At 42.4% G+C, this 15,226-nt stretch carries 12 protein-coding genes; 9 read left to right on the top strand and 3 right to left on the bottom strand.

Translation table 11 applies throughout. From position 1 onward, the window contains the following. Positions 1-76: 76 nt before the first annotated feature. The 6 genes from Q4567_RS06255 to Q4567_RS06230 all read left to right on the top strand — a co-directional run bounded on the left by Q4567_RS06255 (position 77) and on the right by Q4567_RS06230 (position 7,220). The gene (locus tag Q4567_RS06255) at positions 77-904 is read left to right on the top strand and encodes a universal stress protein (RefSeq protein ID WP_216047018.1); all 828 of its coding nucleotides are present in this window, start codon (positions 77-79) and stop codon (positions 902-904) included. Positions 905-906: 2 nt separating this feature from the next. Then, the gene (locus Q4567_RS06250; protein WP_216047017.1) at positions 907-2,238 is read left to right on the top strand and encodes a dicarboxylate/amino acid:cation symporter; all 1,332 of its coding nucleotides are present in this window, start codon (positions 907-909) and stop codon (positions 2,236-2,238) included. A 111-nt stretch (positions 2,239-2,349) separates the two neighbouring features. Continuing rightward, positions 2,350-4,014 carry a Na/Pi cotransporter family protein gene (locus Q4567_RS06245; RefSeq protein WP_216047016.1) on the top strand — a complete coding sequence of 555 codons (1,665 nt, stop codon included), beginning with the start codon at positions 2,350-2,352 and terminating at the stop codon, positions 4,012-4,014. A 14-nt stretch (positions 4,015-4,028) separates the two neighbouring features. Further along, positions 4,029-5,432: an MBL fold metallo-hydrolase RNA specificity domain-containing protein gene (locus tag Q4567_RS06240; protein WP_303499745.1), complete on the top strand. Its 1,404-nt coding sequence runs from the start codon at positions 4,029-4,031 to the stop codon at positions 5,430-5,432. 82 nt (positions 5,433-5,514) lie between these two features. Next, positions 5,515-6,306, top strand: a complete 792-nt coding sequence (locus Q4567_RS06235) for a DUF432 domain-containing protein (RefSeq protein ID WP_216047014.1) — start codon at positions 5,515-5,517, stop codon at positions 6,304-6,306. 23 nt (positions 6,307-6,329) lie between these two features. Next, positions 6,330-7,220 carry a mechanosensitive ion channel family protein gene (locus Q4567_RS06230; RefSeq protein ID WP_216047013.1) on the top strand — a complete coding sequence of 297 codons (891 nt, stop codon included), beginning with the start codon at positions 6,330-6,332 and terminating at the stop codon, positions 7,218-7,220. Positions 7,221-7,279: 59 nt separating this feature from the next. Here the strand turns inward: Q4567_RS06230 and Q4567_RS06225 are convergent, their stop codons facing one another. The 3 genes from Q4567_RS06225 to Q4567_RS06215 are packed head-to-tail and all read right to left on the bottom strand — an operon-like array spanning position 7,280 to position 10,361. Next, complete coding sequence (locus Q4567_RS06225; protein ID WP_216047012.1) at positions 7,280-8,428, bottom strand: ABC transporter permease; 1,149 nt, start codon at positions 8,426-8,428, stop codon at positions 7,280-7,282. Further along, positions 8,425-9,357, bottom strand: coding sequence for an ABC transporter ATP-binding protein (locus Q4567_RS06220; protein WP_303499816.1), 933 nt, complete (start codon positions 9,355-9,357; stop codon positions 8,425-8,427). Before Q4567_RS06220 ends, Q4567_RS06225 begins: the two co-directional genes overlap by 4 nt. A 2-nt stretch (positions 9,358-9,359) precedes the next feature. Further along, positions 9,360-10,361: an HlyD family secretion protein gene (locus tag Q4567_RS06215; protein WP_303499744.1), complete on the bottom strand. Its 1,002-nt coding sequence runs from the start codon at positions 10,359-10,361 to the stop codon at positions 9,360-9,362. 256 nt (positions 10,362-10,617) lie between these two features. On the opposite strand from Q4567_RS06215, the gene Q4567_RS06210 reads away from it, so the two are divergent. From Q4567_RS06210 to Q4567_RS06200, 3 genes are all read left to right on the top strand, one after another. Continuing rightward, positions 10,618-12,177, top strand: a complete 1,560-nt coding sequence (locus tag Q4567_RS06210) for a sodium/solute symporter (protein WP_303499743.1) — start codon at positions 10,618-10,620, stop codon at positions 12,175-12,177. Positions 12,178-12,316: 139 nt separating this feature from the next. Continuing rightward, positions 12,317-12,784 carry a (2Fe-2S)-binding protein gene (locus Q4567_RS06205; protein ID WP_216047009.1) on the top strand — a complete coding sequence of 156 codons (468 nt, stop codon included), beginning with the start codon at positions 12,317-12,319 and terminating at the stop codon, positions 12,782-12,784. Next, positions 12,784-15,045 (top strand): molybdopterin cofactor-binding domain-containing protein, encoded by a 2,262-nt coding sequence (locus Q4567_RS06200; protein WP_303499742.1) that lies wholly within the window; start codon positions 12,784-12,786, stop codon positions 15,043-15,045. The genes Q4567_RS06205 and Q4567_RS06200 overlap by 1 nt, the downstream gene beginning before the upstream one ends. Positions 15,046-15,226 lie beyond the last annotated feature (181 nt).

Raw genomic sequence — 15,226 nt, 5'->3', positions numbered from 1 at the left:
TTAGGTTTAGATTAGATAGTATTTGTACTATAACTCTATGAAGGCTAATCAATAAATTTTAAATCGAGGAATGTTTATGAAACACATTTTAGTTGTTGTTGAAAGGGAAGAAAGCGTCAAGCCAATGTTGGATAAAGCATTAAAATTTGCACCTGAAAGTATTACTGTGCTTTATATCGTAAGCAATGTGCTAGATTCTAATGCAGAAGCGTTAACTACCCTAATAAACAACGAAGTGAAAGATGCTTGCAAATCGACGATCCTCCTTGAAATAGTTAAGTCGGCATCTGAGCGAGAAGAAGTACTTTTCAAAACCCTAAGCAGCAATAAATTCGATACTACATTCCTGCACAGACCCCAATTAGGTCGTGAATTATTGGACTTTTCACTGATTAAAGCCGCGCTTAAAGGTCCAATTAAATCTAGCGTCCTACTATGTGGTGATAATCGCTGGCGCGGACAACTTAAATTGTTAGGAACCGTTGATATTTTCACCAGAACCCCCGCGCAAAAAGAATTGAATGATAAAGTGCTTACTACTTCTGCTCAGCTTGCAAACCAGTTATCTGCAGATGTGTCGCTTTTAGGTGTGATTCCAATCCCACGGATTAAACAGGAATTTGATATTACTGAACCGGGTGAAGTTATGCTCAAGAAAGGTAAATTATCAAAAGCCAAACTAGAAAAAATTGCCGAGGAAATGGATGTTTTCACAGAATATTCAGTGAAAATTGAGGCCGGTTCGCCACATGTGTTGATACCCTCAGTTGCCAGCAAAATGAAAGCAAATCTGGTGGTGTTAGGCAACGTAGGACGCAAGGGGATTAAAGGTTTATTAATCGGTAATACAGCAGAGAAAATTCTAACTCGATTGACTGTTGATGTGCTCATCGTTCGACAGTAAATATGACTCAGATATTTAGCGGTTCACTTAAAAATTTGGCAGATCACTTTGACCGCTTGATCAATGGCAGATTATGGCTAAAAGTTCTGATTGCTCTGTTCTTGGGAGTGATTTTTGGCGTGCTCCTAGGACCAGATTTAGATTTAATCGCACCCAATACAGTGAAAACCATTACTGCTTGGCTAGCGTTACCGGGCCAAGTGTTTTTGGCCGTTATTCAAATGATCGTTGTGCCTCTCGTGGTTGCATCGATTGTGCGTGGGTTAGCGGCTAATAATAATCCCGCGGCGATTAAAAAGAATGGTCTTATTGCCCTTATCTTTATTGTGATTTCCACCGCCGTGGCGGCGACAGTTGGCATCACTTTGGCACTAAATATTCAACCCGGACAGTTTGTTGACGCAAGAATGTTAGTGGACGTTGGTTCAACAGCCGCTAACTCTAACGTGCAAGGTTTTCCTGCTATGTCTGAGTTACCCGAAAAAGTGTCTGCGTTGATTCCTAAAAATCCGCTAGCATCTATGGCCTCTGGGGAAATGTTGCAGGTAATTTTATTTGCCGCTTTGTTAGGAGCTGCCATGCTGTCGATCCCTGCACAACAATCAAAACCTCTGTTTGATTTAATGGGGGCATTGCAAGAAGTGAGCTTACGGATTGTATCTTGGGCGATGTTATTAGCGCCTATTGCGGTCTTTGGTTTAATTACTCGATTAGTGGCTAATTTAGGAATTGATGTGTTGGCCGGCATGGCGGTGTATGTAGCTACTGTGGTACTGGGCCTGATAATTGTAGCTGTAATGTATTTCATGGTAGCTAAGTTAACGATGACACAGTCGTTTCGTGAATTTTTTAGTAACGTCAAAGAATTATTATTGCTGGCTTTTTCAACCAGTAGTTCGGCTGCCGTGATGCCAATTAGTTTACAAGTTACTGAAGATAAGCTGCATGTTAATCCAGAAATAGCTCGTTTCCTCATTCCATTAGGCGCAACAATCAATATGACTGGGACTGCTATGTATCAAGGCGTCGCGACCGTGTTTTTGGCGCAGGTTTTCCAAGTCGATTTGAGCCTTTCCAGTTATCTTTACATAGTAACAATGTCAGTTGCAGCATCAATTGGATCACCAGCAACCCCAGGTGCCGGAATCATCATCTTAAGTATGGTACTTGAAGGTGTTGGCATACCCGCAGCAGGAATAGCATTGATACTTGGGGTCGACCGTATCTTAGATATGTGTAGAACCTCAGTAAATGTACTTGGTGATGTCGTGGCTTGCACAACTGTTCAATATTTTACCGGCGCTGAAAAAGCGTTAGTTAATGAAGCCAAATAACGTCAATGAAAGCAAAAATAAACTGATTATTTGCAGAGTTTTTTAAATCAGTGACTATGCTTTAAATAGTCTTTAATTGCTTGAAAAGCTTAGCGAAAGGATAGGTGTTTAGTGGAATCAGTAGTGTTGGCAGGGACAATTTTTGGCGGCTTAGGTCTGTTTTTGTTAGCCATTGGCATGATGACTGATGGGTTAAAACTTGCGGCGGGAACGTCACTAAGAAAGCTGCTTTCACATTGGAGCAGTACACCCTTACGGGGGATCTACTCTGGCTGTTTTATGACTGCAGTAGTGCAATCCTCTAGTGCTGTAACAGTAGCATCTTTAGGATTCGTTAATGCCGGTCTTATTACCATGCGACAGGCGTTAGGGATTATATACGGCGCTAATATCGGTACAACGATGACTGGCTGGTTAGTCGCGCTAATTGGTTTTAATCTTAATATTAATGCATTTGCATTACCTATGATTGGTTTTGGAATGTTATTGAAGCTGATTAAACAGCAAGGAAAGGCCGCCTCATTTGGTATTGCATTAGTTGGCTTTGGATTGTTTTTTATTGGTATCGATACGCTAAAAGGTGCGTTTGAAGGCATTGTTCTAACTTTAGACATTAGTAAAATTTCAGCTGAGGGTATTAGCGGTATTTTGCTCTTTTTGTTGGTCGGCATAGTGATGACCGTTTTGACCCAGAGCTCAAGTGCATCAATTGCACTGACTATCACTGCAGCATCAAGCGGAATGGTAGGGATTTATGCCGCCGGAGCAATGGTTATTGGCGCTAATATTGGCACTACATCTACTGCGTTGTTGGCTGCGATTGGCGCTACATCGAATGCTAAAAGGGTGGCGGCTGCACAGGTCATTTTTAATGGCGCAACGGCGATCGTAGCGCTGTTACTGTTACCTGTTTTGTTCTATTTAATCGAGGTTATCACCAATAGTTTAGAACTTAGCGCTGATCCAGCCATTTCATTAGCGCTATTTCATAGTGTGTTTAATATACTCGGCGTATTGTTGGTATATCCCTTTAACGATCGCTTAGCCAAGTTTTTAGAAGCACGTTTTCTTAGCTGGGAAGAAAAAGCTTCCCATCCTCAGTATCTAGATAAAACCATTGCACAAACACCAGTATTAGCAGTGAATGCACTACTATTGGAGAATCTCTCAGTTGCCGACAAAATCGCTGTCCTTTATGGTAAATCAATCACGCCAAACTCCGCTCATAGTCACGAATTAATCCATGAACTTAACGTTATAAAATCCCTTTCATCGGAAGTGTCGCGTTTTATTGTGAATATTCAGACTGAAGCGTTAGGCCAGGATACTATCGAAGATCTCGCCACTTTAATGCGTATCGATCAATATTTTTTGAGTTGCGCAGTATCCATTGAACGATTAGCTCAGCAAATGCAAACGCGGGACTATTCAGCCAGTAAATCAACGGATCAACATTTCATACAGTACGCTGAGCGGGTACAGACGTTAATTAATATTAGCCGTTCAGGTGAATCACAAAATGCTGAATCATTGGCAACACATTTCAATCAACTTCAAATTGAACATGACAAGTTTAAGGCTGAGCTAATCGTTGAGGGCACGCGGGCGCACATTTCTGTCGCGCAAATGTCTGAATCAATCGATTGTTTGGCTGAAATATTACGATTTGTCCAACAGTGGTTTAAAGCTTTGACTCGAATTCACGGGTTACAACTTAAACTAGCAAGCTCTGCTGCGCCTGCGACATCTGAGGTGGATGACCTAGCTGCACAATAATAACGGAGAGAATCATGGCTAAACTGACTTTTTATGGTGCTATCGAAGGCGTAACAGGATCTATGTATTTGCTACAAACCGGCAATAGCAAGGTTTTACTGGATTGCGGTTTATTTCAGGGTAGACGCGAAGAGGAAGAGGCTAACTTAAAACCTTTACCTTTTGATGTCAGTCAGTTGGATGCAGTGGTGCTTTCCCATGCCCATTTAGACCATTCTGGTCGTTTGCCATTGCTCGTTTCTCAAGGTTTAAGCTGTCCAATTTATATGACTTCGGCAACTAAAGAGTTGATCGAAGTGTTGCTCAAAGATGCGGCATCATTACAGCAGCGCGATGTTGAATGGGAAAACAAACGTCGACGCCGTGCCGGTAAAGAGGAAATTGAGCCACTCTATAATTTGCAAGATGTGGAAACCACTTTAGATGTCTGTATTGGCATTAGTTACCACCAAAAACGAGATGTAGCCGAGAATGTGACTGTTCATTTTCTAGATGCCGGTCACATTCTCGGATCCGCTATTGTCGAAGTATTTATAGACGAGCAGGGAGGTCCTAAAAAATTAGTATTTTCCGGTGATCTTGGAAACTCACAAGCTGCTTTGTTAAACGATCCCGAATTAGTTTATTCGGCTGATGTTTTGTTGCTGGAATCCACTTATGGTGACCGAGACCATCGCTCTATGGAAGAGACGTTGCAAGAGTTTGAAGACGTGATTGAAGAGGCTTCTGAAAATGGTGGCAATATTTTAATTCCCTCGTTTGCTGTTGGCAGGACTCAAGAAATTATATTTCGACTCGGCGAGTTGTATCAAAAAGGCAAGTTAAGGCAACAAGCGGTATTTTTAGACAGTCCAATGGCTATTGCGGTAACGGAAATTTATCACCGTTATCAGAACATTTTCAATGAACAAGATCGTTCCGCTATGGGAGGGGAAAACAATCAACAAAGTTTACATAAATTTCTGCCTGTGCTGCGCTACTCAAGCAGCACTGAAGAGTCTATGGCGTTGAATCAAATTGACAGAGGGGCGATTTTTATTGCTGGCAGTGGCATGTGTAATGGCGGCAGAATACGTCACCACCTTAAACATAACTTATGGCGTAATCAGTCCCATGTAATCTTTGTTGGGTTTCAAGCGATTGGCACGCCAGGCCGGGCGTTGGTTGATGGTGCTAAAACCTATAAAATAGCGGGGGAAAATATTGCCGTCAAAGCACAAATTCATACTATGGGAGGCTTTTCAGCCCATGCGAGTCAAACTCAGTTAATCCAATGGGCGCTAGGGTTCACCACTAAAAAACCACAACTATTTCTAGTTCATGGTGAGGATAAAGCGAAACAAACATTGCAAGCGGCGTTCAAAAAAGTCGGTTGGCAGGCAACGATTCCGACACTAAATCAAACAATACAATTTTGAGTAAATCGTTTTTAGCAGTAAACTGAATTATCTTGGATTAATTCAGCCCCACGAAAATAAAGGGTAACGTAAAGTAGCTATTATGAAAAAACAATTACCTTGGTGGGGAGAGTTTACATTCGCACTTTCAGAGACAAAATGTTGGCGAATTAGAGAACGTTTAATTGCCATAAAGCGTGGTCAAGGTGAGTGGACAATATGGAACCACGAAACGACCGCTGAAATTGATTTACCTATTTCTACAGATAAATCAATTTCAAATGAAAGCTTTGAGGATGTCGAGTTTTCGCGTTATTTGCTGGAAAATACCAGCGAAACGCTGTTAATTGAACCCTCACTGGCCGATAGGGCAATGGTGGTAAGGCCGAGCCGACCGCTGGTGGTTTTACCAGAAGAACAGATCAACGTTTTTGTCAGTACGCCATTGTGGATGACTATCTTAATACCAAACCATCCGTTACCAATGGCTGATATTCCCTTTTGGCGACCATCTGATTCCTGGTTTGGGCCTTCTACAATGGAAGGGGACCTGTGTTATTCAAAATATACAGATGCAAAAATGGATATTAAACGCTTGGAAAAACGTTCTCATCGTGCGACAACCATGGTGACAATTAAAAATGCCCAAGAAAAACCTTTAACTATTGATAAATTAAATTTGCCAGTTCCAGCACTTAAATTATATGTTAATCAGGACGGCGAGTTTTGGACAGACCAAGTTTCTATTATGCAGCGTTTAGAGCATACCAAATCAGTTTCACATGTTCGTCATTCCCCTCCAGATAAGATCCAGTTAATGGAATTGGTGTCTGAATCCCGTGAGTTGAGTAAAAAGTCGTCTTTTTTGTCTTCTATTGCAAGCTTAATTAATTAGCTTAAACCCGAGAATTGAATCCGATGAAAGAACTAAGTGAAAGCACGATTTTTTCAGATATGTTGCCCGCATTTGACGTGGTAAAAGCCATAATTATATTAGTCTTGGGGTATTTATTAGCCAAGTCTTTGAGTAATTTAGTTGCTCGTTTTAACGTCGCAAACATGACAAAACACGGTCAAGTGCTATTACGCCGTGGTATTTTTTACGGTGTCATGGTGTTAATGTTTATTTCTGCTTTGAGAGAGCTCGGCTTTGATCTCAGTGTGGTGTTAGGGGCAGCCGGTATTTTGAGTGTGGCGATTGGTTTTGCTTCTCAAACATCTGCGTCTAACCTGATTAGCGGACTCTTTTTGATGATGGAGCGGCCGTTTTCTATTGGTGATGTTATTCGCGTGGATGAAACAACCGGAGAGGTCATATCGATTGATTTGCTTTCCGTCAAAATCCGCACCTACGATAACCTGTTTGTTCGAGTGCCAAATGAGTCCATGATCAAAGCTCAAGTGACCACGTTAACCCGATTTCCAATTCGTCGAGCTGATCTCAAAGTGGGTATTGCGTACAAAGAAGACATTGAACAGGTGAAAATAATATTGGCCGAGCTAGCGGACAAAAATCCGCTATGCTTGAGTGAGCCTGCTCCACTATTTATTCTGCTAGGTTTTGGTTCTTCCTCAATTGATATTCAATTTTCAGTTTGGACTAAAAGAGAAAACTTCTTGCTGTTAAAAAACCAAATGTATCAACAAATCAAGCAAGTATTCGATGCAAACGGCATAGAAATTCCATTCCCTCATTTGAGTTTGTATTCAGGGGAAGCGAGCAAGCCGATTCCGGTTTCCTTATCACAAAATGAGGGGGAGGGTGAGCGTTCAGCGCCGCAAAGCCCGTCCAAATCAGACAGCAAATAAGGTTAATTTCGTTTTTAAATAGCGGGTCTTGTTAGGTCTAAGTCATTTTGCAAAGGCGGTTAGTCTAAGTTTTTCTTAAACCGTAATGACGCAATTAGCAGCCCCAATAAGGTAAAAAGTAATAACCAATAAACATCAAAGGTCATGTCAGTAAATTCCACATCTTTGAGGATAACCCCACGAATTAGTCGCATAAAATGCGTGGCGGGTAACGCTTCGGCAATGTATTGCGCCGTTTCTGGCATGCCTTCATAAGGAAACATGAACCCTGATAGCAATATGGAAGGCAGTAAGATGAATATGGTCATTTGCATTGATTGCAATTGATTGACGGCAATGGTTGAGATGACCAGCCCAAGCACTAGACTTGCTGCAATAAACAAAAGAGTGACACCAAATAAAGGCAGTAATCCGCCGTTTACTGGCACGTCAAAAACATAATATCCTAAGCCTAAAATGATCACCACTTGCACCAAACCGATAAAAATGTAGGGAATAATTTTACCTAGCATTAATTCGATGGGTTTAATTGGCGTGGTGATTAACATTTCCATATTGCCATGCTCACTCTCTCTAACAATGGCTGCAGAGGTGAACATAATCATGGTCATGGTGAGGATAATCCCTAGCAAGCCTGGCACTATATTGACCGCTGTCCGTTGTTCAGGGTTATAAAACAAGGTTACTTCAAAGGTTGGCGTTGAACGATTGACCGGCCGGCGCAGCAATTCAACCAAGGGCATGGAACGTAAACTTTTGATTGAACTGGCAATCATGGTGTCTGAACCGTCTACCACCCATTGCGCGACTGGGCGGCTCGTTTCCTCATCACTTGAGGCGGGTAACCCAAAACCAATACTAGCACTACGGGCTAAACGCTGACTAACGTCATGAGGAATAAATAAAATAGCCCGTACCTCTGTGCGTTCCATGGCCTTTTGCGCACTGTCAATGTCATCGTACTGCTCGGTAAATTCGACCACTTGAGTTGCTGAAACGGTTTGTACTAAAGCTCTGCTCAAGGCTGTCTGACTATGGTCAACTAGCGCCACTGGAATATGTCTAACATTGGTATTAATGGCGTAACCAAATAACAACAACTGCACCAATGGAATCATTATCACCATCCCAAAGGTCATTTTGTCGCGTTTTAATTGCGTCAACTCTTTAAAGAAAATAGCTTGGATGCGATACAGGCTAGTAATCATTGTCTGCCACCACCCGTGCAGGTAATAAATACATCTTCCAAACTTGGGCGTACCAAGTTGAGTTTGTCATTCGCAATTCCCGTGTGTTGCTGTAAATAACCGCGGGCATCATTTACTGAATCACTTACCAATACACGCAGTCTCGCGCCTAATTGAGCGGCGGTGATAACATTGGGGAGTGCTATGATTTGTTGTTTTAATTGACGGATACCTGCTGCTTCTATTTCTACCACATGCGCTGCCATGTCGTTCATTAACGCTTCAGGGCTACCATCTGCGCGCTTCAGACCATTTTCTAATATGGCCAGTTTATGGCAGCGTTCTGCTTCATCCATATAATGGGTTGAGACTAAAATACTGGTGCCTTGTTCACACAAATCAAACAACTGCTCCCAAAATTCACGACGGTTCTGAGGATCAACTGCAGACGTTGGCTCATCTAAAAAGAGTAATTGCGGTTTATGTAATGTTGCAGCCGCCAACGCTAGGCGTTGACGCTGTCCACCACTTAAACTTCCTGCTAACTGTTGTTGCTTTTGATCCAAACCATAAACAGATAACAATTCACTAATCCGTTGTTTTTGCGGCAAACCAGAAATGCCGTATATTTTGGCAATAAACTGCAGATTTTCTTTAACGGTTAGATTGTTATATAAAGAAAACTTTTGCGTCATGTAGCCCATTTTTAAGCGCAGTTTTTCGGCATTATGTGGCAGCTCCAAGCCCAATACTCTTACTTCTCCTGAGGTCGGTTTTAATAATCCTGTTAGCATTCTAATTGCGGTGGTTTTGCCACAACCATTTGGCCCTAAAAAACCGTAAATAGTGCTTTTTTCCACATTAAGATCGAGCTGATCAATCGCTTTTAAATCGTCAAAATGACGACTTAATTGTTTCGCCTGTATAACCCACTCAGGAGACGCTTTCATTGTCATGGAAGTTCAACTTGTACTGCAATACCATTGGGAAGATCTGCGTATTCAACGGGTAATTGTACTTCTGCTAAATACATCAAACGTGCTCTTTCTTCTTGATTTAATGCATAATAGGGCGTGAATGCCGCTTCTATCGAAATCCAGCGCACTGTGCCATTGATCGTCTCTGATAGGCCATCCACGTGAATTGGTAAAGTATCGCCAGCTTTTATTTTTACGCGATAGGGTTCTGGCACATAAATGCGCGCATAGGGCGCTTCACCCGCCAGCACAATAGCAACGGGACTGCCCATGGTGACTCTCTCACCTAAATTCCAAGGCAGGTTATCGAGTCGACCATCCCGAGTGGCAACAATGGTTAAATCTTCTAGTTTTTTGATTTCACTGGCCAGTGCGGCTTGCATTATGGCCAAGTTAGCTTTGCCCATTTCTAAATCTTCTGGACGTGTACCATTGGTAAGCAAAAGTAAGGCTTCTTCTGCTTCGTGCACAGCCGCAACATTTGCATCCCTAGTGGCGCGGGCCTGATCGACGTTTGCCTGACTGACTAACTTTTGGGAAATCAGGTTTTTAGCTCTAAGGTAAGCTGATTCACTTTCGGTTAATGCCGCTTGTGCACCTTCTAATTTTGCACTGGCAGAGGCAACTTCTTCTGGGCGTGCTCCATTTCTAAGTTTGTCTAAATTTGCTTGAGCTTCTGCTACAGACGCCTCTGCTTTAGCCACTGAGGCTCGTTGTTGACGATCATCTAATTGCACCAGTACATCGCCTTTTTTTACCAAAGTTCCTTGAGCAATAGGTAATCGAGTGACCACCTCATTAACAGTGGCTGTGTGAGCAATCCTGTTTCGCTCTAAGGTACCTAACGCAAGACCAGTTTTATGGTCTTGGCATCCACCGAGAAAAATTGAAAACAATAATAGTGTGGTGACTAATATCGAGTTTAGCAGTGACTTTTTGTTTGCCACTGTGATTAACGGAAGTTGCAAAGTGTGCATTTGTTATCCCTGCAAGCGGTTAAGCTCATCATTAAAATGAGTGTATCGTTGAAATTTATGACGAGTACTCCAACAACTCGTGTGTGGACATTTGGCTTTTAAAAAATATTTTGCCAATTCAGTTAGATTACACCTTAACTAATCGGCAATCTAGCAAACGCGCACTCTGGTGTATTTCAATATTCGCCAAATCCTTGATATGGTAGATAAAACTGTCCTAGCTAGTGCTAACTAAAAAACTTTAGGGAGAAATATTTTGGCGTTGCTCGATTACTCGATTGTGGGGATGTATTTGCTAGGCTTGTTGTTGATGGGGTTATTTTTCCGTCAACAGAAAAGTAGAGATGATTACTTTTTAGGCGGACGAAGCATTCCATGGCCGGCTTTGTCGTTATCGGTTATGGCAACGCAACTTTCAGCGGTTAGCTTTATCTCAGCTCCGGCTTTTGTCGGCTTGCGAGAAGGAGGTGGCTTAATTTGGTTGTCTTATGAATTGGCGCTGCCCGCTGCGGTCGCGTTAATGCTATGGCGATTGTTACCCTCATTACATAAGTCGGGTGTTGTGAGTGTATACGAATACCTTGAAAGACGCTTTTCTCGTTCCACCCGATTGCTCATCAGTTTGGTTTTCCAACTAAGTCGCTCAGTGGCAACGGCCATTATGATCTACGCAATTTCACTTATTTTGCAAGGCACAATGGGGATGGAGCAGTGGCATAGTATTGTCCTAATTGGTGTGATTACCTTAGTTTATTCGTCCATGGGGGGGATGAAGGCTGTTGTTTATGGTGATGCGCTGCAAATGATATTGATTTTTGGTGGTGCAATTACTTGTCTTTGGGTCGCTGTCGATCACGTTGGTGGGATGACGCAAGCGTTGGCTATTATAGAGCCTGAGCGATTAGTCGCAGTAAAACCAGATCAATTTGGTCTAGCGGGTAACGACTTTGGTTTGTTGCCTATGCTGTTCGGTGGTTTAGTGCTTTATGCATCTTACTATGGTTGTGATCAATCTGAAGCACAACGTTCGTTGTCAGCGCATAATTTGGGCGATCTGCGTAAAATGATGTTAACAGTGGCGGTTTGTCGTTTTCCAATTACCCTAGTGTATTGCGCTGCTGGCTTGGTTATTGGTGCTCTGGTTATGACAACACCTTCTTTGCAAGCGCAAATTCCAGCAGACAATCCGGATTGGATGATGCCAATTTTTATTATTAACTATTTGCCTAGTGGCATTATCGGATTGTTAGTCGTGGCTATTATGGCTGCTGCCATGTCTTCCCTCAGTTCTGCAGTAAATAGCTTAGCCGCGGTATCTGTCGAAGACTTGTGTCGTTTGTTTAAACATCAACCAAGCAATGAAAGCTATGTTCAATACGCCCGCTTAGCTGGGATCGGTTGGGGGTTAGTGACCCTATTTCTGTCGTTCATTGCCGGCGATATTGCACCGACAATTATTGAAGCCATAAATAAAATTGGTTCGGTATTTTATGGCCCAGTTTTAGCCATTTTCTTACTTGGTATTTACAGTAAAAAAATAGCCTCTTATGCAGCTAATACGGGGCTAGCCGCAGGGGTATTGGTGAACATGGGGTTATGGCTATTTGAAAGTCCTATATTTTGGTTTTGGTGGAATTTAACCGGTTTTTTGACCACCATCTTGGTCGGCTATTTGATGATTTTTATCACTAAGCCAACTGAGTCTCATCAGCCCAGTGTAAGATTACTATCATTGTCTAATGTTTTGATGTTAATAGGTTTAAGCGCTGGTTTAACCTTATTTTGTTTGTTTTTACCCTATCTTTTAGCAGCTTAGCATCCTAGCTGACTGATTAAACGGTTATTCAGCTATGCTTATCATGCAAGGGGGCGTTTTTACGTCTAAGCTGGAAAGAGTAAACAAACATTTTGTTAATTTGGCTTTAGTATTTACAAATAATTAAGGAATCGTTGGTATGGCAAGCCTAACGCTCAATATTAATAATCAACAACATCAGCTAGATATAGATCCAACTACCCCCTTATTGTGGGTATTACGTGATAATTTGCAGCTTGTTGGTACTAAATATGGTTGTGGGATTGCTATGTGCGGTGCTTGTACTGTGCATTTAAATGGCAATGCAGTGAAATCATGTCAGTTGCCGGTCTCTGCTGTGGGGGATAATTTGATTACCACAATTGAGGGTTTATCTGAACATGCAGATCATCCGGTACAAAAAGCATGGATTGAACACGATGTTGCCCAATGTGGTTATTGTCAGCCAGGACAAATTATGTCGGCAACAGCATTACTCAATAGTAACCCAAATCCCGATGATGCAGCGATTGAAGCAGGTATGAAGGGCAATGTGTGCCGATGCGCCACTTACTATCGTATTAAAGCGGCAATTAAAACTGCGGCCAAAGCGCAAAGGGAATCGTGATGAGTGAACAAAGCAAAACACAGACTGCGGAATTAGGCAAAGGCTCAGAACGCCGCACATTTTTGAAGGCCAGCTTGGCGGTGGGAGGCGGTTTGATGCTGAATTTTAGTTGGTTCGGCGCAAGCTTTGCCAGCGAAACAACCTCCCAAGGTGAAGGCAATCATGAATTTGAATTAAATGCCTATTTAACCATCAATACCGATGGTAGCGTTACCGCTTCAGTACCTAATCCCGAGTTTGGACAAAATCTGATGACCTCGATGCCGATGATTTTAGCCGACGAGTTGGACGTGGATTGGCGTTCAGTGTCAGCGGTTCAAGCGCCGTATAATGAATCTAGATATGAAAAACAATTTTCCGGGGGGAGTCAATCCATACGAGGGGCTTGGCAGAGTTTACGAATGGCAGGAGCCAGTGCTCGGGAAATGTTAAAACAAGCCGCGGCAAATCATTGGCAAGTGCCGGTTAATTCCATAAATACGGATAAAGGTCGCTTAATACATCAATCCAGTGGGCGAGAGCTAACTTATGCTGAAGTGGCATCGAGTGCGGCACAACTTGCAGTGCCGAAAAATGTTGAACTCAAAAAAAACAAGGATTTCTCACTGATAGGGGGGTCTCAAAAAAATCTCGTAGGTGAACAAATTGTTTCAGGTAAGCCTCTGTTCGGTATCGATTATTGCGCTGACAATATGCTGATTGCGATGATTGTGCATCCACCTGCTTTTGGCCAAGAACTCGAATCCTTTGATGAATCAAGTATTGTTAACATGCCAGGAATTGTAAACGTCTTTGCAATAACCTCGTTACCTGCAGATTACGTCAAAAATTATTTTGACGGTACGGCGTTTCCAAAACTCGTAGCCATTGTCGGTCGAAGCACATGGCAGGTTATGAATGCCAAAAAAGCATTACAAACCCAATGGCGAAACTTATCTGACAAAACTGAAAAGGTAGATAATTTCGGCAATATCATGGATGTAAAAGTGCCAGGTGGCCTTGAAAGTACTTCTTTACATGAAAAAGCGGTGAACGCGAGTTTCACTAATAATATGCAGATTTTGCGTCAAGATGGCGATCCGGATGCTGCATTTTCCTCAGCCTCTAAGGTGATTGAAAGGGAATACTTTGCTCCTTATTTAGCTCATAACACCTTAGAACCGATGAATTTTTTTGCACATGTGACAGATCAAAAGGTCAAAGTTGCAGGCCCATTGCAAGGGCCCGTCTTTATCAAGAAGACCTTACAGCAAAGGTTGCAAGTTCCAGCTGAAAAAATTGAAATAGAAATGACAAGAATGGGCGGAGGCTTTGGACGGCGTGCATATTGTCATTATGTGGTTGAAGCGGCGTTAATTTCCAAACAAGTCAAAGCGCCTATAAAGTTAATCTATGCACGTGAAGATGACATGACAATGGGCATTTACCGTCCCACGTATACGATTAAGTTACGTGCTGCTTTGGACGAAAGTGAGCAACTGGTCGCTTATCACGTACAAGGTTCTGGTGTGCCTGAGCACTGTGTTCATCCCAACCGTTTTCCTGCAGGTGCAGTGCCTAATTATTTAGCGCAAGGTACAGCCGTTGATTCGAATATAACAGTAGGTGCATTCAGAGCGCCAGGCTCTAATTTTATGGCCAGTGCGGAACAATCTTTTCTAGATGAAGTCGCTGAAGCAGCTAATACAGATCCCATTGATTTCCGTTTGGCCTTGTTGGAAAAAGCAAAATCTAACCCTGTGGGAGAAAATAACGATTACGATCCAGTTCGTTACGCAGGTGTGTTGAATTTAGTTAGAGCAAAGTCAGGGTGGGACACATTAAGCAACAATATTAACAAAGGGGTAGCAGCATATTTTTGCCACAACTCCTATGCCGCACACGTTATTACGATGGCGCAATCCACTGACAAGGCGAGGGTAGAGAGTATCACCAGCGCGATTGATTGTGGCATTGTTGTCAATCTAGATAGCGCAAAGAATATGGTTGAGGGCGCAGTAATCGATGGGATCGGAAATGCCATGTATGGTGAAATGACCTTTACCGATGGTAAACCCGATAAACAAAACTTTGACCGCTATCGGATCATTCGTATGGATGAAACACCGGCTAAAATTGACGTGCACTTTGTCGATAGTTTGATTGATCCCACAGGGCTTGGAGAACCGCCATTTCCACCTATTTTTCCAGCACTGGCAAATGCACTTTATCAGTCGCTAGGTAAACGACTGTATCGCCAGCCTTTCATTGATTATATTTAAATTCTAAGAGCGAAAGTATCTGGACTATTCAAATGTTGGCGAGTTACATCTGTTTGGCATAAATACAAATAGAGCATTATTTACCGGTGTATGTGTAAAAAACACCTAAATACACTTCACCTGCATTTAACATAAACCGGAATACAAGGGCTGTGAGGAGAGTAAAGCTCATATTAAAAAT

The sequence above is a fragment of the Aliiglaciecola sp. 2_MG-2023 genome (assembly GCF_030548145.1).
Classification (GTDB): Bacteria; Pseudomonadota; Gammaproteobacteria; order Enterobacterales; family Alteromonadaceae; genus Aliiglaciecola; species Aliiglaciecola lipolytica_A.
Note: the sequence above shows the minus strand (reverse complement) of the source record. Positions and strands in the feature narration are given on the sequence as shown.

Coding starts and splice junctions, on each gene's coding strand:
- Q4567_RS06205 (WP_216047009.1), top strand. CDS start 12,317: ATGGCAAGCCTAACGCTCAATATTAATAATCAACAACATCAGCTAGAT.
- Q4567_RS06255 (WP_216047018.1), top strand. CDS start 77: ATGAAACACATTTTAGTTGTTGTTGAAAGGGAAGAAAGCGTCAAGCCA.
- Q4567_RS06230 (WP_216047013.1), top strand. CDS start 6,330: ATGAAAGAACTAAGTGAAAGCACGATTTTTTCAGATATGTTGCCCGCA.
- Q4567_RS06250 (WP_216047017.1), top strand. CDS start 907: ATGACTCAGATATTTAGCGGTTCACTTAAAAATTTGGCAGATCACTTT.
- Q4567_RS06240 (WP_303499745.1), top strand. CDS start 4,029: ATGGCTAAACTGACTTTTTATGGTGCTATCGAAGGCGTAACAGGATCT.
- Q4567_RS06220 (WP_303499816.1), bottom strand. CDS start 9,357: ATGAAAGCGTCTCCTGAGTGGGTTATACAGGCGAAACAATTAAGTCGT.
- Q4567_RS06225 (WP_216047012.1), bottom strand. CDS start 8,428: ATGATTACTAGCCTGTATCGCATCCAAGCTATTTTCTTTAAAGAGTTG.
- Q4567_RS06235 (WP_216047014.1), top strand. CDS start 5,515: ATGAAAAAACAATTACCTTGGTGGGGAGAGTTTACATTCGCACTTTCA.
- Q4567_RS06215 (WP_303499744.1), bottom strand. CDS start 10,361: ATGCACACTTTGCAACTTCCGTTAATCACAGTGGCAAACAAAAAGTCA.
- Q4567_RS06200 (WP_303499742.1), top strand. CDS start 12,784: ATGAGTGAACAAAGCAAAACACAGACTGCGGAATTAGGCAAAGGCTCA.